This is a genomic window from Streptomyces canus, from assembly GCF_001514145.1.
Taxonomy (GTDB): Bacteria; Actinomycetota; Actinomycetes; order Streptomycetales; family Streptomycetaceae; genus Streptomyces; species Streptomyces canus.
In genome coordinates this window covers 1-23,027 of record NZ_KQ948696.1, presented here as the reverse complement: position 1 = coordinate 23,027, position 23,027 = coordinate 1, and the positions used below count along the sequence as shown (strand labels likewise).

At 68.2% G+C, this 23,027-nt stretch carries 15 protein-coding genes and 6 pseudogenes; 15 read left to right on the top strand and 6 right to left on the bottom strand.

Annotated features, from left to right (window positions below):
* Nucleotides 1–1,148: IS1380 family transposase (locus AQJ46_RS50795; protein WP_059212164.1), on the top strand; the 1,148-nt coding region annotated here is incomplete at its 5' end.
* On the opposite strand, the gene AQJ46_RS59395 is transcribed toward AQJ46_RS50795, so the two are convergent.
* The gene (locus AQJ46_RS59395; RefSeq protein ID WP_404828544.1) at nt 1,131–1,232 is read right to left on the bottom strand and encodes an MYXO-CTERM sorting domain-containing protein; all 102 of its coding nucleotides are present in this window, start codon (nt 1,230–1,232) and stop codon (nt 1,131–1,133) included. The two genes, AQJ46_RS50795 and AQJ46_RS59395, sit on opposite strands and share 18 nt — an antisense overlap.
* Nucleotides 1,233–1,702: 470 nt before the next feature.
* Here AQJ46_RS59395 and AQJ46_RS50790 point away from each other — a divergent pair, with 470 nt between their 5' ends.
* From AQJ46_RS50790 to AQJ46_RS50765, 6 genes are read left to right on the top strand one after another with little or no spacing between them, the layout of a single operon-like run.
* On the top strand, nt 1,703–3,793 hold the full coding sequence (locus AQJ46_RS50790) for a hypothetical protein (protein WP_159064280.1): 2,091 nt from the start codon (nt 1,703–1,705) through the stop codon (nt 3,791–3,793).
* 2 nt (nt 3,794–3,795) lie between these two features.
* Complete coding sequence (locus AQJ46_RS50785) at nt 3,796–6,057, top strand: hypothetical protein (RefSeq protein ID WP_059212161.1); 2,262 nt, start codon at nt 3,796–3,798, stop codon at nt 6,055–6,057.
* Between the two features lie 19 nt (nt 6,058–6,076).
* Nucleotides 6,077–8,254: a hypothetical protein gene (locus tag AQJ46_RS50780; protein WP_059212160.1), complete on the top strand. Its 2,178-nt coding sequence runs from the start codon at nt 6,077–6,079 to the stop codon at nt 8,252–8,254.
* Between the two features lie 26 nt (nt 8,255–8,280).
* Complete coding sequence (locus AQJ46_RS50775; RefSeq protein ID WP_059212159.1) at nt 8,281–10,515, top strand: hypothetical protein; 2,235 nt, start codon at nt 8,281–8,283, stop codon at nt 10,513–10,515.
* A gap of 26 nt (nt 10,516–10,541) precedes the next feature.
* Nucleotides 10,542–12,980, top strand: a complete 2,439-nt coding sequence (locus AQJ46_RS50770) for a hypothetical protein (RefSeq protein WP_059212158.1) — start codon at nt 10,542–10,544, stop codon at nt 12,978–12,980.
* The gene (locus AQJ46_RS50765; RefSeq protein WP_059212157.1) at nt 12,977–13,897 is read left to right on the top strand and encodes a hypothetical protein; all 921 of its coding nucleotides are present in this window, start codon (nt 12,977–12,979) and stop codon (nt 13,895–13,897) included. Before AQJ46_RS50770 ends, AQJ46_RS50765 begins: the two co-directional genes overlap by 4 nt.
* Before the next feature lie 111 nt (nt 13,898–14,008).
* On the opposite strand, the gene AQJ46_RS56030 is transcribed toward AQJ46_RS50765, so the two are convergent.
* Complete coding sequence (locus AQJ46_RS56030; RefSeq protein WP_159064279.1) at nt 14,009–14,173, bottom strand: hypothetical protein; 165 nt, start codon at nt 14,171–14,173, stop codon at nt 14,009–14,011.
* A gap of 76 nt (nt 14,174–14,249) precedes the next feature.
* Between AQJ46_RS56030 and AQJ46_RS56025 the strand changes: the two genes are divergently transcribed.
* Nucleotides 14,250–14,459 carry a hypothetical protein gene (locus tag AQJ46_RS56025; RefSeq protein WP_159064278.1) on the top strand — a complete coding sequence of 70 codons (210 nt, stop codon included), beginning with the start codon at nt 14,250–14,252 and terminating at the stop codon, nt 14,457–14,459.
* A gap of 4 nt (nt 14,460–14,463) precedes the next feature.
* On the top strand, nt 14,464–15,117 hold the full coding sequence (locus AQJ46_RS50755) for a response regulator (RefSeq protein WP_059212155.1): 654 nt from the start codon (nt 14,464–14,466) through the stop codon (nt 15,115–15,117).
* A 209-nt stretch (nt 15,118–15,326) separates the two neighbouring features.
* Here AQJ46_RS50755 and AQJ46_RS50750 read toward each other — a convergent pair whose 3' ends face one another.
* Complete coding sequence (locus AQJ46_RS50750) at nt 15,327–16,286, bottom strand: NADP-dependent oxidoreductase (protein ID WP_059212154.1); 960 nt, start codon at nt 16,284–16,286, stop codon at nt 15,327–15,329.
* A 152-nt stretch (nt 16,287–16,438) separates the two neighbouring features.
* Between AQJ46_RS50750 and AQJ46_RS50745 the strand changes: the two genes are divergently transcribed.
* The gene (locus tag AQJ46_RS50745; RefSeq protein WP_079072882.1) at nt 16,439–17,284 is read left to right on the top strand and encodes a helix-turn-helix transcriptional regulator; all 846 of its coding nucleotides are present in this window, start codon (nt 16,439–16,441) and stop codon (nt 17,282–17,284) included.
* A gap of 294 nt (nt 17,285–17,578) precedes the next feature.
* Here the strand turns inward: AQJ46_RS50745 and AQJ46_RS50740 are convergent.
* A pseudogene (locus AQJ46_RS50740) lies at nt 17,579–18,521 on the bottom strand (fumarylacetoacetate hydrolase family protein).
* Between the two features lie 146 nt (nt 18,522–18,667).
* Here AQJ46_RS50740 and AQJ46_RS50735 point away from each other — a divergent pair.
* From AQJ46_RS50735 to AQJ46_RS50720, 5 genes and pseudogenes are all read left to right on the top strand, one after another.
* A complete protein-coding gene (locus tag AQJ46_RS50735) occupies nt 18,668–19,018 on the top strand; it encodes a hypothetical protein (RefSeq protein ID WP_059212152.1) in 351 nt (116 codons plus the stop codon).
* A pseudogene (locus AQJ46_RS50730) lies at nt 19,003–19,206 on the top strand (IS3 family transposase); the annotation flags it as partial. The gene AQJ46_RS50735 and the pseudogene AQJ46_RS50730, both read left to right, overlap by 16 nt.
* A 747-nt stretch (nt 19,207–19,953) precedes the next feature.
* Nucleotides 19,954–20,124: pseudogene (locus AQJ46_RS58320) on the top strand (DUF3117 domain-containing protein); the annotation flags it as partial.
* A 21-nt stretch (nt 20,125–20,145) separates the two neighbouring features.
* On the top strand, nt 20,146–20,322 hold the full coding sequence (locus AQJ46_RS58315) for a DUF3117 domain-containing protein (RefSeq protein ID WP_225887676.1): 177 nt from the start codon (nt 20,146–20,148) through the stop codon (nt 20,320–20,322).
* A gap of 95 nt (nt 20,323–20,417) precedes the next feature.
* Nucleotides 20,418–21,223: pseudogene (locus AQJ46_RS50720) on the top strand (transposase family protein).
* 25 nt (nt 21,224–21,248) lie between these two features.
* On the opposite strand, the pseudogene AQJ46_RS50715 reads toward AQJ46_RS50720, so the two are convergent.
* A pseudogene (locus tag AQJ46_RS50715) lies at nt 21,249–22,054 on the bottom strand (transposase family protein).
* A 92-nt stretch (nt 22,055–22,146) separates the two neighbouring features.
* A pseudogene (locus tag AQJ46_RS50710) lies at nt 22,147–22,951 on the bottom strand (transposase family protein).
* Nucleotides 22,952–23,027 lie beyond the last annotated feature (76 nt).

Genomic DNA, 23,027 nt, shown 5'->3' with positions numbered 1-23,027 from the left:
CCGACGTGGCCCTGTTGCGGGCTGAGCCGGCCGTGTTCGGGCCGGTGGCCTCCGACCCGACGGTCTCTCGCCTGGTCGGACAGCTGGCCTCGGGCGGCAAGCGGGTCCTGGCCGCGCTGCGCGCCGCCCGTGCCGAAGTGCGTGAACACGTCTGGCGGTTGGCCGGTGACGCGGCGCCGGATGCGGGCGGGCAGGTGATCGTGGACATCGACGGGGTCCTCGTCCTGGCGCACTCCGAGAAGCAGGACGCCGCCGCGACCTGGAAGAAGACGTTCGGGCACCACCCGCTGATGGGGTTCGTCGACCACGGCCGCGGCGGGTCTGGCGAGCCGGTCGTGGGCCTGCTGCGGCCCGGCAACGCTGGCTCCAACACCGCCGCCGACCACATCGAAGCCACGAAACTGGCCCTGGCCCAGCTGCCGAAACGGCTCCGGCGCGGGCGTCAGACGCTGATCCGTACCGACTCCGGCGGCGGCACCCACGAGTTCGTCGCCTGGCTCGCCTGGCGCGGGCGGTGGCTGTCGTACTCGGTCGGGATGACCATCACCGACGCCGTCCACCAGGCCGTCCTGAAGGTCCCGGCCTCGGCCTGGACGCCGGCCGTGGAACCCGACGGCGACATCCGCGACGGCGCCTGGGTGGCCGAACTCGCCGGCGACTGCCTGACGGGTTGGCCGAAGGGCCTGCGGCTGATCGTGCGCAAGGAGCGGCCGCACCCCGGTGCCCAGTTGCGTTTCACCGACGCCTACGGCATGCGGTTGACCTGCTTCGCCACCAACACGGCCAGCGAGGCGATCGCCGCCCTCGAACTGCGCCACCGGCAGCGGGCCCGTGCCGAGGACCGCATCCGCGCCGCCCGTGCCACCGGTCTGCGCAATCTCCCTCTCCACGACACCGCGCAGAACCAGATCTGGCTGGAGATCGTCCAGATCGCCCTCGACCTGCTGGCCTGGATGCCCCTACTCGCCCTGACCGGCCAAGCCCGGCTCTGGGAGCCCCGCCGCCTGCGGCTTCGGCTGTTCTCCACCGCCGCCCAGCTCGTCACCACCGGCCGCCGCCGCTACCTCCGCCTGGCCAGGCACTGGCCCTGGACTGACGTGATCACCGATGCCCTGGACCGGCTCCAAGCCCTACCGAACCCCGGCTGACCAGTACATTCCCGCCCCTGCGAGCAGCAACCAGCCCACCGGAGCCGTGGAACCCGGCGCACACTCGACGCGACAGCCGGGCACTCAACCTGCCCAGACTCTGGAATTCCGCACCAACACTCGCCACAAAGGGTCCGTCAGCAAGCTGACGGACCCTCATGCAAGATCGGGGCTAGTGGATCGTGGAGTCGACAACTTGGTCTGCGGATGCGAGCGGGGGGCGAGCGTGTCAGTCTGGCATTGAGCGATACCTGCGATGTCCCGCAAGGTCAGCGTACGGAGCGTCCCGGTTGGTGGCCGGAGGGATCGACCGCCCGGCGACGGTAGTGGATCAGTATCCGCCCCTCCCAGGCCGCGATGCCTGGGGAGGATTCCCAGAGCTGACCAGAGGGGAACCGGACGGCAGGTTGCAGCGTCCGGGAGTGTCGTACTCGGCGCGGAATTCGCCCTCGAAATCATTCGCCTCGAATCTCCGAGTACAGATGCCTTTTGCTGGTGATCGCACCGGAGAGCGTCGACGCCTTGCAAATCTCCACGGCCGCATGGGAGGACCGGTGACGGGAAACTCGCAGCCACTGCTGGTAAAGCTCGCCAGTGCGGCTCTGGAGCTGAATGTCGACCCGTCCGACACATCCATGCTCGGAATGATCGGGATCGACCCCGAGATGCTCCCCGCCGAGCCGGAGTTGGTCGATCTTGAGATCCTGGAGGCTGTAGGTAACTTCCAGACGAGGCTGACAAATCTCGTACCGCAGGTCCCTGAGTCCACCGCTTCGATCGAGGAGTGGGTCGGCCAGGCGGAGCCGCTGCCCCAGGTTCCCGTTGGTCAGTTGGCCGTTCCGATCGCAGAGACTTCCGAGCCGGCGTTCGGTGAGGTCTTCGTGACCCCGGACGGGCTGATGTTCGACCTGGTTCCCTTTCGGGTCGGCACCGACGGCGACAACGAGGAAGCACTGCTCGTGGCCATCTCCGATGATGAGGAGCGCGGGGAGGAATTGGTCATCACGCTCGTCGAGGAGGGCAGGGAACTCAGCGATGTGCTTGAGCTGCCTCATGTGATCGCCGTGACTCTGAGGCAGCGGGTTCCGGTGGTCGACGGAGGGACCGTCGTCCAGGAAATCCCCTTCTCCTCCGTGCAGTTCGGTGATTCGGAATTCGTCCTGATCGCCAGGTGCCCGCTGACTACGCCCGCGCAGCGGCAGCAGCTGCTTGCCGCCCTCTCCTCGCCGGAGTCCGAGACCACGGTGCTCGTCAAGTGCGGGGTGACCGTGGGTGTTCCGACGGGCGAGGTGTGCGAGGACGGTTCCCCCGGCTTCCGGGAGCAACGCCTGGTACTGGATTCCGTTGCCACGCCGGAACCCCTGGTGCTCTCGGACGAGCAGCGGATCCGGATGGGCGGCGGGCGCGGCGGCGGGCTGGGTGCGGTGCTGCCCATGGAGCGCACCCGGCTCTTTCACGGCGACCGCAGCCACTCGTATTGGCAGGATCCGGTGAGGCCCGAGCATTACTACTACCTGCCGGACCGCTTCCTGCTCGCCCGGCTTCCGGACAGCGGCCACCGGCCGGCCCTCAAGGTGCGGGCCGTCAGCGCGTCGAACGAGGCCGATGTGCGGTTCACCATGGAGTTCTCCGCCCAACCGGTCGTCGAGCAGGGTCGGTTGAAGGAGGCTGTGCCGAAGCTCGAAGAGCAAGCGCGGGCCAAGGGCACCACCGCACCCCTCCAACTGGAGATGCTCTCCGAGGCGCAGCCCGTCCTGCGGCTGGCCCTGCCGCAGGACGGGGAGCCCTCAACTTCGCTGACCGAGAGGGAGGGAGCGCTGATCGACCTGGAGCGGGGAGTGACTCACGCCGAGACCCTGAAACTGGAGGACTTCCGGCTGGTGTACGAGGCCCTGTTCGGCGCCTCGCTCAGCCTTCTGCGTGGCGAGGTGCGGATCGGAGCGGGCGGCGGGCCGCCTGAGGACATACCGCTGGAACTGCGCTTGGACCGCACGGCGGGGGAAGTGCTGGCCCTCGTTCCGGGCACGATGGCGCCGGACCGGATCAGCGCCCGCCTCACCAATGTGATTGAGAGCGGGGTCCACGTGGAGCAGCTCACGGCGGTGGCGGTGTGCGGTGCGGACCGGCTGGCCCTGAAGGTCGAAGGGGTCTCCGCCGGTCTGAAGCTGGCGCCTGGGGAGAGCCTGGATGTACAGCTGGTGCCGGAGAAGCCGCTGCCCGCGACCGGTTTCGACGTGATCCATCTCGACGAGGCGGGCATCGTGGCCGAACCGGACCAGAAGGTCGTCTGGGAGCTGGTCTTCGACCGCAGCGTGGAGGCGCGTCTCTCGCGCGAGGTGGTCGTGGAGGCGGTGGCGGCACAGTTCGAGGTGCCCGCCGGGTCCGCCGACCGGGTCCTGGCCTATGTGGTGACCGCCGAGCACGGGAGCAGGTCGGTGCGCCTGACGGAGAGTGAACTGAAGGGCTCGACCACCGTGTTCGTTCCGGTGGAGCCGTTGATCAAGGGTACGCAGGCGCCCCCGATCCGCTACCAGACGGAGACATGGTGGCAGTCCGGCGGCATCGGGGTGAGTCCGTGGCGGGAGACGGATCACACCATCCTGCTGCCGGTGAAGACAGCTCCGCCCGCGGGCGGAGGTGGGTAATCATGTTCGAGGACCTGCCCGACCTCGGCAGTCCCGTGGCTTCGGTGCCGGGGGCCGCGTTCGAGGCCTTCGGCGGCGGCGGACTCGTCGTCCTGGTGCCGGACGACCTGGTGTTGGAGCGTCAGGCGGACGGGTCCGCCGCCCTGCTGGTGACACTGCTGCGCTCCCCCTCCGCACCAGGCGGAGCCGGCGGCCGCATCGAGATCGGCTTCACGGTGGACCTGTCCTTCGATGCCGTCGGACAGGCGCTGATCGCACAGAAGGTCCCCGCCAGGCTTGTGCCGGGTGAACTCGAGGGCGGCGTGCTTGAGATCACCGCCCAGCTCGGGACGGACTCGGCCACTGCCCTGGTGCCGCCGGTCGTGCTGAGCCCGGCCATGCTGGCCCGGGCACACGTGGTCGTGGACCTTTCGGCGCAGAGCGCCGTTCTCGCCGCCCGACTGATCAGGGAGTCCGCCCTGCCGGTGCGTGCCGTACTCCGGCTGAGGTTTCCCGCGGTCGCGCCGCGGGTGCCGCTGGAACTGGAGTTCGACCGGCGGCGGGTGGCACAGCTGCTCGCCGAACGCTTCGGGGCACAGGCGGTGGTCTCGGACACCATGCTCGGCCAGGGGCTCGACGCGCTCCTCGCCGACCCCGCCGTCACCGTCACCGGCGACCCGTCGGTCATCGGGAGCGATCTGCGGGCCGAAATCCTCGGGCTGAGGCTCCGTGACGAACTCGCGGTATCCGAGACTGGCGCCGCGGTGCGCTACCGCCTGCGGCCGGCGGAGGAGATATCGCCCGAGCCCCGGCGGGTCGATCTCGCGACGGTGGAGCGGGTGAGCGCGGACCGCCTCCTCACCGTGGACCCGTTCGCGACGGCACGAGTCCTGTCCGACGGCGGGCTTGAGCGCTACGTGCGGACTGTGGATGTGCCGGCGCTGCCGACCGGGCGCGTGCGGGTCTCCTTCGCGGCCAATCTCCCGGAACCGATGGCCGGCCTGTTGGCGCTCTTCGCGGACCTGCGGGTGCCGGCGCTCCCGCCCTTCCGCTCGCAGGAAGTGATGGCGGGCGTCGAGCTCTCCGCGCCCGAGCGAAGGGCCGAGGCGGAGATCGTCCTGTCGCCGGGAGAAGCACTCACGGGGCAGGTCCGGCTGCGGGCGCTGCTGGAGAGCGCCGACACCCCGGTCGAAGTGACCGGTCCCTGGCGGCCGGCGGCCGGCGACCGGCTGGTGCTCGGCCCCGAGTCCTTCCCTCTGCCGCTGACCGTGGTGCGTGCCTCCGGCGCGTTCACTGATGCGGCCACGGGCGATGTGCGCAGCACGGCAGGGCGCTTGGTGGCACGGCTCGACGCGGGGTCACCGCTTGTCGCCGTGCCCCGGGAGAGCGCAGACCCGCCCGCCACCGTCGTCGTCCGGCCCATTGGCCCGGGACGCACGATCGACCTCCCCTTCGGCACGGCGCCCAGGCTCGACCTCGACCCGGTGGCACTGCCCGGCTTCGGAGCCCATCGGGCACTGGCCGTCAGCCGGGTGGTGCCCGGCCGGCCACCCCTGCTCGTGGAGTGGCGGCCGCAGAGCGGTGAGCACGAGCCCATGGCCGTGCGGCTCGGCACCGACCGGCCCGAGGCCGAGATCGGCTGGATCGCGGCTTCGCCGTTCCAGCCGGGGTTCCTGTGGAGGGTGACGCGCGGCAGCGACGCACCCGGCCCCTGGTCCGAACCGGTGATGCCGGCCGACGGGCTCGTGGTGCAGGTGGATGCCGGACTTCCCGAGGAGCCGGTGGTGCTCGACGGACTGGAGCTGCGCCCCGATCCCGCGGACCCGTCAGTCTGGACGTACGTCCCCCCGGGCCCGTTCCTGGAGTTCGGGCCGGACGGCAGGCCCGCCCTCGGCCTGGTCGACGCCGGAGCGGTCTGCTTCCTGCAGATCACCAGTCGCTTCGACCTGCCGAACGCCGCTCGGGAAGCCCTGCCAGCCCGGCTGCTGCCGCTCACCGGTCGGCCGCCGGCCGCGGTGCGAGCGGTCGAGGTGACCGTGACGCGGGTCGCGGTGGAGGTCCGGCCGCCCGACGGTACCTGGGCCCCGGTGGCCGAGAGCACCAGCTCGGGGATCTCTCCGTGGACGACGGCGCTGTCAGCGACCCTCAGCGCGGACCAGACCGCCGCGGTGAAGGCGGCCGTCGACGGGACCCGGGGCCGGATGCGCCTGGTCGGCGAACTGGCCGCCGGCGGAAAGAACTTCGTCAACGAACAGGATGTGGCCGACCTGCTTGGCAAGTCCTGATCGACAACAGGAGGCAATCATGCTGCAACTGCAAGGCGCGATCGACCTGCCGGAAGCGACCGTCTACACGGACGATGTCGACCCCTTCACGATGTACGTCCTGCCCAAGGTGCCGATTCTGCGGCGCGATGCTGATAAAGCGGTGTTCAAGTTCATCAAGTACCGCTCGCTCAAGCCGCTCGCCAACGGAGATGTCGGCGCCGCACTGGTGTTCATGGATGTGGAGTTGGCGCTGACTGCCGTGCAGGAGGCATCGGTCAGAACCAAACTCGCGGAACTCCTCACGGCCCGGCGCGGTCCGGGCGGCCAGCCCGTCGACCCGAACCAGCTCATCCTCTCCAAGCCCCAGGTCACCAAGTCCAGCGTGATGGTCGAGGTACTGGCGGCGAGCGGTGACCTCGTCCAACGGGTCAACCACGCGGGCAAGCCGTCGAACTACGGCAACAACGTGGTGGCGATGTCGGCCGAACTCACCCAGAAGGGCGCGCCGGTCTTCGAGGCCGTGATGCGCAGCGAGGGCGCGGGTGGTGTCCGAGTGGTCTACGAGATGAGCTTCGGCGGCCGGATGCCTCCGATCCGGGCGGTGGGCCACTGGAACGCCAGCAAGTTCTACAACTTCGTCCAGGACGTCAACTTCGAGGAGAACTTCTGGAGCGAGGACGACTTCAGCGAACACGTCTCCGAGATCTTCACGAACTCCGAGTCCCGTGTCGTCGAGGTCGACCCGGGCGGGCAGGCGGGGAACGATCCCGCGATCGCCCCGGTTCTCGCCACCCTGCGTACCTCGGTCACGCAGCAGCTCGACGAGGCGGTCAAGCGCAACCTGCTGGAGGCGATCCCGGCGGAGAATCGGGACTTCTCGAAGATCCGGGATGAGGACTTCGAGAACATCCACCGGGACATCACGGTGAACAAGACCGCGGACGTCCACATCGAGTTCAAGGAGAACCAGGTCGTCACTGTCGACGTTGCGCCCCAGGCCAACATGCCGTCGCTGGTCAGCCAGGGATTCAAGTGGGAAGACTACGCGATGGAGGTGGACCTCAACGACCCCTTCTTCCGTATGCTCAACCTCAACATCCAGGTGAACGCGGAGTTCGCCGTGCTGCCGATCTTCAGCGTCGACGTGAAGATCGACTATCCGCCGAACACCTCACGCAACGGCATTCAGACCTTCAGCTTCTCCAAGCCCGACGACATCGGAAAGTTCCAGTCCTTCACGGACGGCGGCTCGACGGCCTTCAAGTACCAGTACGTGGTCAACTACAAGGGCGAGAGCAGGGTGTTCACCTCGGAGTGGATCGACGCCGACACCACCGACCTCAAGGTCAACATCGACGAGCTCGGCATCTGGCTGGTCGACGTGGAGATCGGTGACATGAACTTCGATCAGGTCTCCCGGGCCGTCCTGACCCTCGAACACCCGGAGGTGGCGCCAGGGATCCCGCCGGTGTGCCGCTTCCAGATCGACAAGGAGACAAAGCAGCAGCAGGTGAAGGAAGTCCTGATGGAGCCGGTGAAGCCGTATGGCGGCTCCATCACGTACTTCATGATGGACGGGCGCGAGTTCGTCAAGACGCTCAAGGACATCAAGGGCCAGCGGTTCTACGTCGACGACCCGTTCTCCGCCACCAGGACGGTACAGGTCCGCACCCGTGGCGACTTCGAGCGGCAGATCGACTCGATCTTCCTGGACCTCACCTACACCGACACGGAGAACAACTACACCCAGACCTCGGGGATCGCGCTCTCCAAGGCCACGCGCTTCTTCGACTGGAAGTTTCCGGTCATCGACGAGCACAAGGGCAAGGTGACCTACAAGGCCACCACCACCTTCCAGGACGGAACCTCCGCCGAGTCTGGCGAGCAGACCTTCGAGGGGACGACGCTGCTGCTCGGCGAGGACGCAGCGCTGGTGAACGTAAGGCTCGTCCCGGACCTCATCGACTGGGCCGCCGTCAAGCTGGCCACCGTGGACATCCACTACACCGACACGGGGCACGGCATCGACGAGTCGGAGAGCTTCACCTTCCGCAAGGACGCCCCCGAGGGGAAGTTCGAGCTGGCCGTCCGGGACCGGAACAACCGGAGCTACACCTGGAAGGCGACCTTCTTCCTGGCCGACGGGTCGACGAAGGAGAGCGCCTCCTCCGGGCTGGTGAACGACGAGCAGCTGGTCCTGCGGGTACCTGCCTGAGCCGCGGTCCAACGGAGGACAGAGCCATGCTGTTTGAGGCACCGCCGTACTACCTCATCGACGGCGTATCGATCATGCGCGACCACGCCGACCCACTGCAGTACTACTACCTGCCGCTCGGCCCTCAGTTCGTCACCAGGAACGAGGGCGGCACCGAGGTTCCCCAGTTCCTTCTGATCAAGGCCCGCTCCGAGGCCGGCAATGTCGGATTCGCCGACTTCGACGTCCATTTGGGGCTGCCCGCCGGTCAACTCGACGTAATCCAGGGCGAACTGCAGCGGCTGGCCGGCCTCGACCGGCCGCCGCGGCTCGCCCCCGTCCCGGTCGTCGACGGCGCGGTGAACCTGATGCTGTTCGGCGCGACCGGCGACGCGGCCCCAGGCGAAGCGAGTCTGGTGCGTGCCATCCACCACGGCGCCAAACCCGCCCTGTACGGGGACAACCGCGCGGCTTTCTCCGTCGAACTCGACCAACGCGGCATCACCGTGCTCGACCAGGCGATGGCGGGCGCGATGTCGCCCATCGGGGTCGTGTACAGCCTCGACTACCTCGCGCTGCGCCCCGCGTACCACATCCGGCTCTCGGTCGACTGGGATCGGAGCCAGGACATCCTGGACACCGCCTTCGGTCATGAGGGCCTGGTCGACTCGGCGCAGATCCAGGACGTGTGCGAGCGGCTGATCGAGGACCGGGTCATCCAGTTCGAGGCCGACACCTTCGTCCCTGAGGACGACGAGAGCGGCACCCTCGTCGAGCGCAGGGATGCCGCGGTGGCCCGTGTCCGGGACATGATCACGGATGCCTTCTTCGAAGCCTCGCTCGACCCGCTGCGCAAACCGCCGGACGGCTGGGACAAGGCTCGCGAGGTCATCAGATCCTTCTCGCCACAACGCTCGACTCCGCTTGGCGTGTTCAGCTACAAGAAGACGCACTACAGCCGGGTGGACTCCAAGCGGCTCGACGTCGACTTCTCCGAGCGGACCACAAGCAAACGCACCATGTATCCACAAGGCCACCTGGCGGGACTGTTCCAGGCCTCCGGGGCCGGACTCGACCCCGCTCGTTTCGTACTGACCGTCAACGCCGACGACCCGTGGTTCGAAAAGCGCAAGGTCCGGGTCTCCGTCTCCCCGGCCGACTTCGAGCACGACCCGATCCGCTCCGTGACGGCGACACTGACCTACGGCGGGCAGGCCAGGACGGTTCAACTGGACAAGGACCACTCGGAGGAGGAGGTTCACTGGCCCTCGGAGTTGAAGGACGGGCAGATGGTCATGCCCGTCGACATGGAGTACACCGTCGACTTCGTACCGGCCGACGCCGGCGAGCGGCCCAACCAGGTCTCTTCCGGGAAACTCCCGGTCCTGACCGAAGCCACGAACATCCAGCCGCGCGAGCAGTTCTCGCTGGAGACCATCCCCGTCCTCACGCTGGCGAGCTTCCCGTTCGACCGCTACCCCCTGGTCGAGGTCGAACTGCGCTACGACGACCCGGACCACCGGATCCGTCAGGACGACCTGGTCCGCATCACCGCAAAGGACCCGCAGGGGAGCTGGCAGCGCTTCCTGGTCGGAGAGCCGTCCGCTCCGGTGATGGCCAGGATCACCTATCGGGCAGCCGACCAGCGCGACCACATCGAGCCTTTCGCGCCGCTCACCAAGCCTCAGGTGGACGTGCTGGATCCGTTCCCGCGGCGGCTCAAGGTCGACATCGTCCCCTTCCTGGACTTCAACCAGGTCGACCGGGCCTTCGTCGACCTCGTCTACGAGGACACCGCCAACGGCATCAAGGTGGAGGACTCCATCGAGGTGGTCAACGCCGAGCGGCCGAGACCGTTCATCGCCGAACGGACCGACCCGACCCTCAGCAGAACGCGCTACCGCATCACCGCCCTGATGAAGGACTCCACGGTGCGGGAGGGGCCGTGGTCCACCACGCTGAACTCCCGGATCCTCGTCACGGCCGACCAACGCGGGCACCGCTCCGTCACGCTGCGCTCGCCGGCCGACTTCGGCGCCCAGGGCCTGGCCCGCATCGAGGTGGAGGCGCGCGCCAAGGACGAGACGGCCCACTTGTCAGTGGAGGACCGCTTCGAGTTCACAGGTCCCGATACCACAGGCGTCTTCGAGTTCGACTTCAAGGACCCGGCCGCCGATGCCTTCGAGCTGAAGATCCACAGTCTCTTCAGCAACGGCCTCTCGACCGAAAGGGACTGGAGCCGATTCGACGAGGACACCGTGACCATCGCCACCACCGTTTGAATCCTCCGCCTGAACGGGGACGACCAATGTTGCAGCTCGGCTCCCGCACCTTCGAGGTCGACGGCGTGACCGTGTTCCAGGACCACGCCGACGACCACCAGTTCTGGTACCTCGCGACACAGGTCGTTCTCGGGCAGCGCCCGGACGGCAGCCCCGCCTTCAGCCTCATCACCTACCGCCCCGCGGTGACCGATTCGGGGATCGAAGGCGGCGGCTTCCTGATGCTCCAGACAGCCGTGGTCCTGCCCGAGGCGACCCGTGGGAAAATCCTCGGACGGTTGGCCGGGATGGTCCGGGACGGCGAGCCGCGGCTGGCTGCGGCACCCGTCGAGCGCGGTGCCGTCCGCTGCCTCGCCCTCAACCTCGAAGGGTCCGGCGGCGCCGCGGCCCAACCGCCCCCGCCGGGAGCCTTCAACGCGGTGGAGCGGATCCTCGGCGCGACCAAGCCCTCCCTGGTCGGCGAGGAGACCGCGGCCTTCTCGCTGGTCCTCGGCCAGGAGGGGGCCGTCATCCTGAAGAAGGCCTTCGAACAGGGCGCGACACCGGTCGGCGTCATCTACGAGCTCGAGTACTCCGCGCTCACGCCCGATCTCCGGGTGGAGATCACCGCCGACTTCGAGCGGATCTACCACCACTTCTCTGTGGGCCTGGAGGCGCAGATCTACTGGGTGCGGGCAGGCATCGACGCGGGCTTCGAGAAGCTCGTGCAGGACGGCGCGATCAAGATCCAGGTCACCGACTTCACCGGTGACGCTGACAACGAGGCGAAGGAGAAGTGGGCCCTCGACTTCTTCAAGACCGACCTGCTGAAGAGCTGGTTCGAGCCCTCACTCGACCTCGGCCAACTCAAGGGTCCGGCCCAGCCGGAGGGCCTCGACGCCGTGCTGGAACGGCTGAAGAAGCTGAAGTCGCCGACTCCGGCCGCAGGCACTTCCGGGGCCACCGGTGCGGCCACGCCCGGGCCGACGACACCTGCCAACCCCGCGGGTACGGCGACCCCTGCGCTGGCGACACTGACGATCACGCAGACCACCCCGGCACCGCTGCCGGGCAGTCTGGGCCTCTCGCTCCTGTCGGGAGGGAGCGGCCCGGCCCCGACCCTGCATGTGCTGGGCCCGCCGGGAGCAGCAGTGACCGTGGACGGACTGCCGCGCACCCTCGACGCCTCGGGGAATGTGTCGGTCGACGTCCTGCCGGGCACCAGCCACCCGGTGACCGTCGACTGGCCCGTGATCGCCCCGCTCCCGGCGGTTTCGATCCGGGCCACCCTGGCACGCGCCAAGGCCCCGGCGGCTGCCACGCCCACCCCTGGACCCACCCCCGCACCGCAGCCGCAGCCCGCCCAGCCGGCCGCCGGAACCCCGGCGGCGGGAACGGCCGGCGGCGGGATGCCCGCGCTGGTCTCGTTCCGGCTCCGGTTCATCGAGCAGGAGGAGCGCAAGACGGTCAAGCTCGTCTATGACCGTAAGAAGGCGGTCACCCGGACCTATGCCCCCCAGGGGTTTGTCGGCCTGATGCTCGATCAGCTTTCCGACAAGCAGGCGCTCTTCACTGAAGTGGATCTCGACGACCCCTTCTTCCGCGTTCTCGGCGTCGACATCGCGACCGCCGCGGACTTCCGGAAGATCGGACTCTTCTCCACCGACGTGGCGATCGAATACGGCGACCCCGCGGCGGGGAACGGTCACAAACGCACCGACTTCCAACTGACCCCCGAGAGCCCCGGTCCCAAGCACTTCGAGACCTTCCTCAACGAATCCCACGACCTCGGCTTCACCGTCGGACTCCAGCACCACTTCGACTCGGCCTCGGGCTGGAAGGGAGAGAAGCTGACCTACGAACTGGAGCCCAGGCCGAGCCTGGACCGGACGCTGCACGTGGACCCCGGCGACGACCTGGGCTTCCTGGAGCTCAAGATCTTCCCGCACCGTGTCGACGAGGGCATCGTGGACGCGATCGATGTCGCATTGGCGTACGACGACGGAGTGTCCTTCCAGCAGCAGGACATCTTCCGGGTGGAGCCCGGCTCAGGCGAACAGCTCTGGCGCCTGCGACTGACCCGCCCCGACCATCGCAGCTGGACCGCCACATTTACGCACCACCTGAAAAACGGCACAGTACTGACCTCGGGACCGCTGACCAGCGACGCGTCCTCCCTCCCGGTGGACGACCCTTTCGTGACGGCACTCGACATCCGCGCCATCCCGCTCTTCGCGCCGGGCACCGTACAACTCGCTTTCCTGGACATCGAGTACGACGACACCGCCAACTCCTACACCCGCCGGGAGCGGCTGGAGATCCCCGGAACGGCCACCGAACCTGTCTCGCTGCGGATCGCCCTGCTCGACGCCGACCAGCGGACCTTCCGGCACCGCGTGACCCTGGTGACCAAGGACGGGCACCTGACGCAGACGGCGCCGGTGGATGGCACGGAGACGATCATCGGGCTCGGGGCCGCGCCATGAGGGAGGCCATCCTGCGCCTCGCCGGCGCGCTCACCAGTGTGACCGCGCTGCCCCCGCTGCTCGACGCCGCCGTGCGCCGGTTGGAGAACAGCAGCTGGCCCGACGTGGCCGGGCGCTGGAGTCGTCTGACGCCTTCGGGCTTCCCTGTGGAGCTGACGGCGGTGGCCGGCGACGGGCTGCACTGGACCGCCGAGGTCGCCGGGCCCGAGTTGCCCGAAGCCGACCGGCTGCACCGGGCCGCAGCGCTCCTCGGCGCGAGCGACCAGGCTCCGCCGTCGGAACTCATCGGCAGGCTGGCCGCCACGCAGTCCCGGGCCGACCTGCGCTTCGGCGTCTGGATCGGCGGGCGGGAGTTCCCCGACGCGGCTCCACGGCTCAAGCTGTACGCCGAAGTGCCCGCGCTCACCGGGCTCCTGACCGCCGAGGTGATTCCCGCGCACGTCCAAGCGGCCTGGCACCGGCTGCCGACCGGAACCGTGCCACGGATGCTGGGCGTGGAGCCGGCTCGTGGAAGGTACGAGCTGTACGCCAGGCTGCCGACGCACGACGTGCTCGACCTCCTGGCTTTCCTGCATACCGCAGGGCATCCTTCGGCACTGCGTGTCCTGGACACCGGTCTGCCGGACGGACTGCGCCGCCTCACGGGCCGCAGACTGGGCCTCAGCATGGCGTGGACGACCGGCAGCTCGATCACCCTGGCCCTCTTCGCGTCGGCGCGAACGCTGTTCCCCGCGGCTCCCGATGCCCTTCTCGCTCTGGCGCCCGTTCTCGAACGCGTCCGCGAACTCCATGTGCGCCTCGCCCTGGTGACCATCGGTCTCGATCCGGCCTGCGACACACCCTCCATCTCGGTGGGATTGGTCCCGGCCCCGTCGCGGCCGCCATTGCCAGGCTATTCGCGACGCGCCACGGCATAGTGGCTTTCGTCGAGGTTCGCGGTCAGTTGGTCGACGAGTTCGTCCAGCGCCGGTTCGGGCATGTCGGCGAGCTTCACACGGATCAGTGGGGCGCACAGGGGACTGTCCGGGTCATCCGGCCAGTGCGCCGTTGCCGGTCCACATCGCGTCCGGTGCGGCGGCGTACGCGTTGCGCAGGGCGATCTCGCGGTGGCTCAGATCGCGCAGGACCGCGCAGGTCAGGTTCGTGCTCCATTCACAGGGCGAGGGCGAGGGTGTGGGTGGGGCCGCCGCCAACCACGGCCAGGTACATGACGTGCCGGGGGTGCGCGCGTCACGGTTCCTCCTGCTGGAAGGTCAGGTGCAGTCAAGGGTGGCAAGCCCCGGTGGGACCGCTGATCTTCATCCGGACGCGGCGGCCCGTCTTCCCTCCGGCGTCGGGCAGGAAGGGGCCCGTGCCCCGCTGTCGGACGAGATCCTGACCTGGCCGCGAGTCCTGGGATCGGGCTGCGTGGCGCTGCTCGTGGTCCTGCCGACGGCTGGCTTCCTCGTCGTACTGCTGACGACGGCAGCCCTAAGATGAGCTGATGATCCGAGTTCTGATCGCCGACGACGAGGCACTGATGCGTGCCGGAATCCGGCTGATCCTGGAGAACGCCGAAGACATCGAGGTGGTTGCCGAGGCGGGCGACGGCCGGGAGGCCGCCGCGGCATGCCGCACCCAGGACATCGACGTCGCCCTCCTCGACATCCACATGCCGACCAGGGACGGAATCGCGGCCGCCGAGGACATCTCCCGACTCTCGCCCCGCACCTGTGTCGTGATGCTGACGGCATTCGGCGAGGAGGCGGGCGTGACGCGCGCCCTGCGGGCCGGGGCGAGCGGATTCCTCCTCAAGGACATTGGTCCCGCCAAGCTGATCCACGCCGTGCAACTCGCCGCGAAGGGGGAACCGGTTCTGGCGCCCACGATCACCCGCCAACTTCTGGAACGGCACGTACGGACCGGCCGGTACACCGAGGCCGCCCTGCGCAGGACTGAGGAACTGACCCCGGCCGAACGAGATGTCCTGCGACTGCTCGGCACGGGCCAGTCCAACACGGAGATCGCCGACCAGCTGTATCTGAGCGCCGGCACGGTCAAGGCGCACATCAGCCGGATCCTCACCCGCACCGGCTGCGCCAACCGTGTACAGGCCGCAGTCCTCGCGCACGACGCCGGGCTGCTCACCGACCGTTGAGCCAGGACTTCCACAGCACACACGGACAGGGCGAAACAGACCGGACTCTGATCGATGTCAGTGAGATACCCGTACTGCCGGTGCCGTCGATCGCCGCTGCCCGAAGCCGACCGGCTGGCAGCGGTTGTCCCGCGTGGCGGACCGGTTCGTGACCGCCGCCCATGACCGTGGCGCCGACCTGCGCACCGCACCCCGCTGACCGGGCTCCGTCAGAGGGAGCTGCGCGGCACTGTCACCACGTGCTTGCCCACGACGCCGCCGCGCTCGAATGCCTGGTGCGCGGCGGCGATGTCCGCGAGCGGGTACACGCTGTCGATCACCGGGCGCAGCGCACCCGACGTGACATGGCCGGCCACGTCGCGCAGGACGGGGGTTTCGGGGTTGGCACTGAAGGTGCGGATGCGGCGGGTGCCGTGCACGCTGGAGGCGGCGATCGCGGCCAGTGCCGACGGGGACAGTCCGACGGTGACCATCCGGCCCCCCTTGGCCAACCGGCTGCGGTAGCAGCGCAGTTCCGTGCCGACGGTGTCGACGATGACGTCGAACGGCCCGATCTGCTCCGAGGCGGTGGAGCGGTAGTCCAAGACCTCGTCGGCGCCGAGGTCGGTCAGGAGCTCGGCGTGGCGATCGCGGGCCAGTGCGGTGACGTGACCGCCCACGGCGTGTGCCAACTGCACCGCGGCCGTGCCGACTCCGCCGGCCGCGCCCCGCACCAGGACCCGTTCCCCCTCCGCGAGGTGCACGCTGTCGCGCAGCGCGATGAGCGCCGTAGCACCGGCGACCACCAGAGACGCCGCCTCGACCGACGAGAGGTCCGCCGGGGCGAGCGCGATCCGTTCCGTGGAGACCACGACGTACTCGGCCGCCCCGGCGACGGAGTGCCGCCGGCGGGGGTGCACCATGCCCCACACACGGTCCCCGACTCGGTAGCCCTCGACACCGGCGCCGGTCGCGGCGACGGTGCCCGCGAAGTCCAGCCCCACGCCGATCGGGAAGCGGCGTCCCGACACCATCTTCAACTCTCCCGAGCGGACGATCACATCGTGCCCGTTCACGCTGGATGCCTCGACCGACACCAGCACCTCACCCGCACCGGGAGCGGGGCGCTCGACGTCGTTGACCCGCAGGACGTCCGCCCTACCGAAACCCGTGATCTGAACGGCCTTCATGTCGCTGTTCCTTCCGTGACCGGCTGTGGTGGATCCGATGCTGGACCCCACAAGCGACATCACGGGCGTTCTCCTTTTCCTGGGTCTGGCAGACCCACCCTTGCGGGCCGCGCCGACGGCATACTGGCGCCGTGACCGACTCCTCCCACGCCATGAGTGACGATCCCCGGCGCGAACTCGCCGACTTCCTGCGCACCCGCCGAACTCGGCTTCGGCCAGAGGACGTTGGACTGGAGCCCGGCCCGAGACGGCGCGTCGCCGGACTACGGCGGGAGGAACTGGCCCTGCTGGCGGGGGTGAGTTCGGACTACTACCAGCGCATGGAGCAGGGCCGCGACGTCCGGCCCTCCGAGCAGGTTCTGGACGCTCTCTCGCGCGCTCTGAACTTCTCCGCCGAGGAGTCCCGGCACCTGCACAGCCTCGCTACCGCCGCGCGTACGCCCAGCCGCCTGCCTCGCTCGTACGAGCCGGAGGAAGTCCCGGACACCACACTGCGGTTGCTGCACACCATGACCTCGCCCGCTCTGGTCGTCGGCCGTTTCCTGGACGTCCTGGCCTGGAACCCGCTCGGCGGTGTCCTGCTGGAAGAGTTCACCCGACAGCCGCAGAGCGAGCGGAACATGCTGGCGCTGTTCCTGCGTCCCGAGGCCGACCGGGCATGCCCGAACCGCGCGGCCACCGTCGCAGAACTGATCGGCATGCTGCGGAGCCAGGTCGCCGCCGATCCAGGGCACCCGCGCGCAGTCGAGTTGGTGGGTGAACTCGCCGTCCGCAACGACGAGTTCGCGGCCCTGTGGGCCCTCCACGACGTGGAGGAACCCACCCGCGGCCAAATGCGCCTCACCCATCCTCAGGTCGGCGAACTGAACCTGGACTGGGACGCCTACCCGATACCGGGCAACCCCGGCCCCGCGCTCATGGTCTGCACCACCGCCGAAGGCAGCCCCGACGCGGAACGACTCCAACGGCTCGCCGACCTCCTGGGCACCACCCCTTGACCCACCACGGCAACCCATCCTGCGGGTCAGTTCGAGCTCCGTACGCGTACAGGCCGACGGGCCGGTACCGAGTGGGCGGCGACCGGCGGGCCAGTCGGGCGGCCACGTCGAGCAGCCGACCGCGCAGGTCACCGTCGGGCACTCGCTGGGCTATGCGCCGCAACTCGGCGTGGACCTGGCGGAGTTCCTCCGGTGTATCGGGCACCGGGGTTTGCCAGAGGCCGGTTGTTCAGGGGGCGGAGGCTTCGGGCTGGGGAGAGCCGTAGCTCCGGCCTGATTCCAGTCGGTATGGGGTCACAACCTGCGGCGGGCGGATGGCAAAGGCACCGGGGCAACGCCTTCAATGACGGTGTTCCTGATGGTGCCGATGCCCTCGACCGTCATGGTGACGATGTCACCGGGGACAAGCGGCGGGGGTTCGAAGTTGCCGCCGCGGCCCCAGAGTTCTGCCAGGCAGCCGCCGTTGCCGCAGGTGCCGGAGCCCAGGACGTCGCCGGGGTGGATCCAGGTGCCGCGGGAGGCGTACGCCGCCATCTCCTCGAATATCCAGGCCATATTGGTCAGCCGATCCTGACCGACCACCTCGCCGTTGACCTGAACGGTCAGGGCGAGGTCGAGGAAGCCTTGCGGGGTGCGGTGGGGTTCCAGTCCGTCGGCGGTGACGAGCCAAGGGCCGAGGGTGGTTGAGGTGCCCTTGCCCTTGGCCGGGCCGAGTTTCACCTTCATCTCGCGGCCCTGCAGGTCGCGGGCGGACCAGTCGTTGAGGATCGTGTAGCCGAGGATGTGCTTGCGTGCCTGCTCGGGGGCCAGGTCCCGGCCGGCCTTGCCGATGACGGCAGCCACCTCGAGTTCGAAGTCGAAGCGGAGACAGCCTGGCGGCAAGGGCACGTCGTCGTGGGCACCGATCATCGCGTACGGGTTGGTGAAGTAGAACGCGGGCGGCGTACCACTCCTCTGGGACGGTGTCGCCGTATCCCTGAGCAACGCCCGCCACATGGCTTTCGAAGGTCATGTAGTCGCGTACGGTCGGCGGTCGCAACGGTGGCAGCAGCCGTACGTCGGCCAGGGGCAGCGGCAGGGAGCCGGACGGGGCGTGTTCGCCCGCCCCGCGCAGGGACTGCTCGCCCTCCACGATCAGATCCAGCAGTTCGACGGGGTACTCGAACGGGTGGACCTGGTCGTGGGCGACGGCTCCCGGCCGCCGTTTCCCGTCGTGGACGAAGGTCGCGAACCTCATGCCGCGCTCCCCTCCGCCTCGGCCCGCCGCTGGGCCCGAAGCCGACGAAGACGGCGGCGATCACAGCGGCGGCCACGCAGGCGACGGCGGGGAGGTACCAAAGCCGGCTTCTGGCCAGTACCAGCCAGCTGGCGGTCGGCGAGCTGATGACAGCCTTCGACACGTACGATCTGTCGCCCTTCAAGAATGACGTGCACTACGTCACCATCACCGCCCCGGACCGGCTGGCCGCCTTCCGGCAACAGCTGACGATCCCACTCGAGGTCGGTGCTGGCGACTTAGCTGGAAACCGGTGGGAGGCGAAGACCATAGCCGCTTCGGTGACCTTATCCGGTGTGACTGCGGCAACGCCAACCTTCCCTGTCGTGGTGACACATGGCTCACAGTGCACGGACCGTTTCAAGGATGGAACGGAGGTCACCCAGTACCTGCAGCCCCAGGCCACGCTCGTACAGGTGGCCGTGCGCGCGGACACCGCTGCGTGGACAACGCGATGATGGAGTCCTTCTGGGCCCGAGTCCAGGTCGAACTGCTCAACCGCAGACGGTGGAGGACACGGCTGGAGCTGTCCACCGCGCTCTTCGAGTACCTGGAAATCTTCCACAACCGCCAGCACAGACACTCCGCCCTGGGCATGCTCAGCCCGGTGGAGTACGAACTCCGCACCCCACCACCAGTAGCCTGAAACCAAGCAACTCGACTCCACCCAACTCGGGACAGACCGCAGCCTCCACCGATCCCGGAGCGGTTCATCCTTCCGCGGCACCGAGGCGAACACATCCGCCACGAACAACGCCAACATGGCCCGCATGCGGTTCACTTCATGTGCGTCCACACACCCAACATGCTCGTGATCAGGCCCAACGGAAAGACCTAACAGAGTCCTATTAGAACCCGTTGCCGTATCGATCGTGGGGTCTGTTGGTTCGAACAGGGTTCTGAGTCGGGTGATGCTCCGGTGGTCCGGGCATGAAGGCAGACACCGCACGGAAGCCAAGCCGTCAAGCCGCCCTGTGGCGACCTGCTGGGCCTGTCCGCCAGGCCGGCTCACATGGCCGTCCGGTCGACACCCATTTCGGAGAGGGGGACGATGGATGGAGCGGCGCTTTTCCGATCAGTCCGGCGCCACAGCCGTACATCCGTTGTCGCGCTGTGGCTGGAGGGCCCACGCCCGGAGCACTGGCGCGGCGACTTGCCCCCGTGTTTCCGCGGCGCCCTCCACCCATCGCAAGGGAGGACACCCATCATGACCCGGCGCATCCGACGCAATGCCGTCATCTCGCTCGTCGCCTCATCGTTCGTTCTCGGGGCCACGGTCGTCCTCATGCCTGCCGCCACCGCGACACCCGCTCTGGGGACGTACACAGTCACGACTGAGGGCAACGGGACGCGGGCGACGATCAGTGGTTACGACTGGGAACCCAACCAGGCACTGCCCCGGGCCGTTCTAAGGCCGCGGACGGGCGACGGCCCGCTCGAGGTCACCACGGAGGGGCAGAGCATCGTCATGCGCATACCGCTCGAGGGCGGCGGTCGGCTCGTAGTCGAACTGACCCCGGACGAGGCCGGTGCCCTCGGCGACGCACTCACGAAAGTCGTCAATGGCTGTGAATCCACTCAGCCGTTGAGTGTCAGGGCCGTTCTAAGGCCGCGGACGGGCGACGGCCCGCTCGAGGTCACCACGGAGGGGCAGAGCATCGTCATGCGCATACCGCTCGAGGGCGGCGGTCGGCTCGTAGTCGAACTGACCCCGGACGAGGCCGGTGCCCTCGGCGACGCACTCACGAAAGTCGTCGGCTGATGTCGTTGCTCAGTGAGCTTCTTTCATCCTGTGCTGGAGGGTGAAATGGGCTGGTCAGCGGGTGTGGTGACGAGACAGGGCCCGTCGTCGTTGGCGTGGTGATTCCACTCATCACACCGGCGACCGAAGGAGCCCTGTTGGTTCCGTATCCTGCCATGCTCGACGTCCCGCACGAGCTGGTTGAGCATGTTTCCTGGCTGCTGTACGAGCACCGCCGGCCCGCAACACCCGCTGGCGTAAGCTCGGTTGCTTCAAGCAGGCGCTGCTCGCCCTTGTCCATCTGTGCAAGAACGAGACGTTCTCGCAGCTCGGGGCCGGATTCGGGATATCCCAGGCCACGGCCTGGCGGTACGTCGACGAGGCCCTGGACGTTCTGGCCTCCTGGGCGCCCGGCCTCCATGAAGCCCTCACCGGCCTCGGTGAGGGCGACCACGTCATCGTTGACGGCACCCTGATCCCCATCGACCGGATCCGCGCGGACGAGCCGTACTACTCCATGAAACACCGCCAGCACGGGATGAACGTGCAGGTCATCGCCCGGCCCGACGGCACACCGCTCTGGTTCTCCCGCGCGATACCCGGCCGCACCCACGACCTGACCGCAGCCCGGGCCCACGGCGTCATCCAGGCCTGCCTCACCAGAGAGATCCTCGTTCTCGCGGACCGCGCTTACCAAGGCGCCGGCGCCACCGTCCGCACTCCGTACTACCACCACCGCGAACAGCCCGAGCACTACCAGCAGTTCAACCGTGATCACGCCCGACTCCGAGCCCCCGGCGAACGCGCCTTCGCTCAACTCAAGACATGGCGCATCATGCGCAGAGCGCGCTGCTCGACGCGACGTATCAGCCGCACCGTCCAAGCGATCCACACCCTGCTCACCTGCAGCCATTCAGGATGAAGGAGGCTCAGTCAGTGAACCTCTTTCATCCTGAATAGTCGCAGGTCAAGAGCGTGTGGATGGCTTGTACGACGGTGCTGATACGCCGGGTTGAACATCGGGCTCGCCGTACCAGTCGCCAGGACTTCAGCTGTGCGAAGGCGCGTTCGCCGGGAGCCCGCAGCCGGGCGTGGTCCCGGTTGAACTGCTGGTAGTGCTCGGGCTGTTCGCGGTGGTGGTAGTACGGAGTTCGGACGGTGGCGCCGGCACCCTGGTAGGCCCGGTCAGCGAGCACGAGGATCTGCCGAGTCAGGCACGCTTGGACGATGCCGTGGGCGCGGGCCGCGGTGAGGTCGTGGGTGCGGCCGGGTGTCGCGCGTGAGAACCACAGTGGTGTGCCGTCCGGGGCCGCGATGACCTGTACGTTCATGCCGTGCTGCTTGTGTTTCTGCGAGAAGTACGGCTCGTCCGCCTTGATGCGGTCGGTCGGGATGAGCGTCCCGTCGACGATGACGAAGTCCCCCTTGCCCAGCCCGACCAGGGCCTCGTGCAGGCCCGGCGCCCAGGCGGCCAGGACCTCGAGCGTCTCGTCGACGTAGCGCCATGCCGTCGCCTCTGACACCCCGAACCCGGCGCCGACCTGTGTGAAGGTCTCGTTCTTCCGCAGGTGGGCCAGTGTCAGCAGGGCCTGCTTGAAGCACCCCAACTTCCGCCATAGCGAGTGAAGTTCACGCCTTCGGGTGTAGATGAGCCAGCAGACATGCTCGACCAGCTCGTGCGGGACGTCGAGCGTGGAAGGATACGGAACCAGCGAAGCCCCCCGGCCGTCGGCGTGTTGAGTGAGATCACCACACCAACGACGAGGGGCTTCGCCACGTCACCCCACCTGACCAGCCTGTTTCACTCCTCAGACCCCAGGATGAAAGAGGTTCAGTGAGCCTCTTTCATCCTGCGTATTCGCAGGTGAGGAGGGTGTGGACTGCTGCGACCACTCTGCCGATGCGGTTGGTCGAGCATCGGGCTTGCCGTAGCAGTCGCCAGGACTTGAGGCGGGCGAAGGCGCGTTCGCCTGGAGCGCGGAGACGGGCGTGGTCTCGGTTGTACTGCTGGTAGTGCTCCGGGAGTTCGCGGTGGCCGTAGTAAGGGGTGCGGACGGTGGCGCCGGCGCCTTGATAGGCGCGATCGGCCAAGATGAGGATCTGTCGGGTGAGACAGGCCTGGACGATGCCGTGGGCGCGGGCTGCGGTCAGGTCATGGGTGCGTCCCGGCGTTGCCCTCGAAAACCACAGGGGCGTTCCGTCCGGACGCGTGATGACCTGGACGTTCATGCCGTGCTTCTTGTGTTTTTGCGAGTAGTACGGCTCGTCGGCCCGGATCCGGCCGGTAGGGATCAGTGTCCCGTCGACGATGACGAAGTCGCCTTCACCCAGACCGACGAGGGCTTCGTGCAGACCCGGTGCCCACGCGGCCAGCACCTCCACGGTCTCGCCCACGTAGCGCCAGGCGGTCGCTTCCGACACTCCGAAGCCGGCGGCCACCTGTGCGAGAGTCTCGTTCTTCCGCAGGTGGGCCAGCACCAGCAGGGCTTGCTTGAAGCACCCCAACTTACGCCAGCGCGTGCGAAGTTCATGCCTTCGGGCGTAGATGAGCCACGAGACGTGCTCAACCAGCTCGTACGGGACGTCGAGCATGGAAGGATATGGAACCACGAAGCCCCCCGGCCGATGGCGTGTTGAGTGAGATCACCACACCAACGACGAGGGGCTTCGCCATGTCACCCCATCTGACCAGCCCATTTCATCCCCACGGCACAGGATGAAAGAGG

Coding starts and splice junctions, on each gene's coding strand:
- AQJ46_RS50785 (WP_059212161.1), top strand. CDS start 3,796: ATGTTCGAGGACCTGCCCGACCTCGGCAGTCCCGTGGCTTCGGTGCCG.
- AQJ46_RS50780 (WP_059212160.1), top strand. CDS start 6,077: ATGCTGCAACTGCAAGGCGCGATCGACCTGCCGGAAGCGACCGTCTAC.
- AQJ46_RS50775 (WP_059212159.1), top strand. CDS start 8,281: ATGCTGTTTGAGGCACCGCCGTACTACCTCATCGACGGCGTATCGATC.
- AQJ46_RS50770 (WP_059212158.1), top strand. CDS start 10,542: ATGTTGCAGCTCGGCTCCCGCACCTTCGAGGTCGACGGCGTGACCGTG.
- AQJ46_RS50765 (WP_059212157.1), top strand. CDS start 12,977: ATGAGGGAGGCCATCCTGCGCCTCGCCGGCGCGCTCACCAGTGTGACC.
- AQJ46_RS50755 (WP_059212155.1), top strand. CDS start 14,464: ATGATCCGAGTTCTGATCGCCGACGACGAGGCACTGATGCGTGCCGGA.
- AQJ46_RS50750 (WP_059212154.1), bottom strand. CDS start 16,286: ATGAAGGCCGTTCAGATCACGGGTTTCGGTAGGGCGGACGTCCTGCGG.
- AQJ46_RS50745 (WP_079072882.1), top strand. CDS start 16,439: ATGAGTGACGATCCCCGGCGCGAACTCGCCGACTTCCTGCGCACCCGC.
- AQJ46_RS50735 (WP_059212152.1), top strand. CDS start 18,668: ATGACAGCCTTCGACACGTACGATCTGTCGCCCTTCAAGAATGACGTG.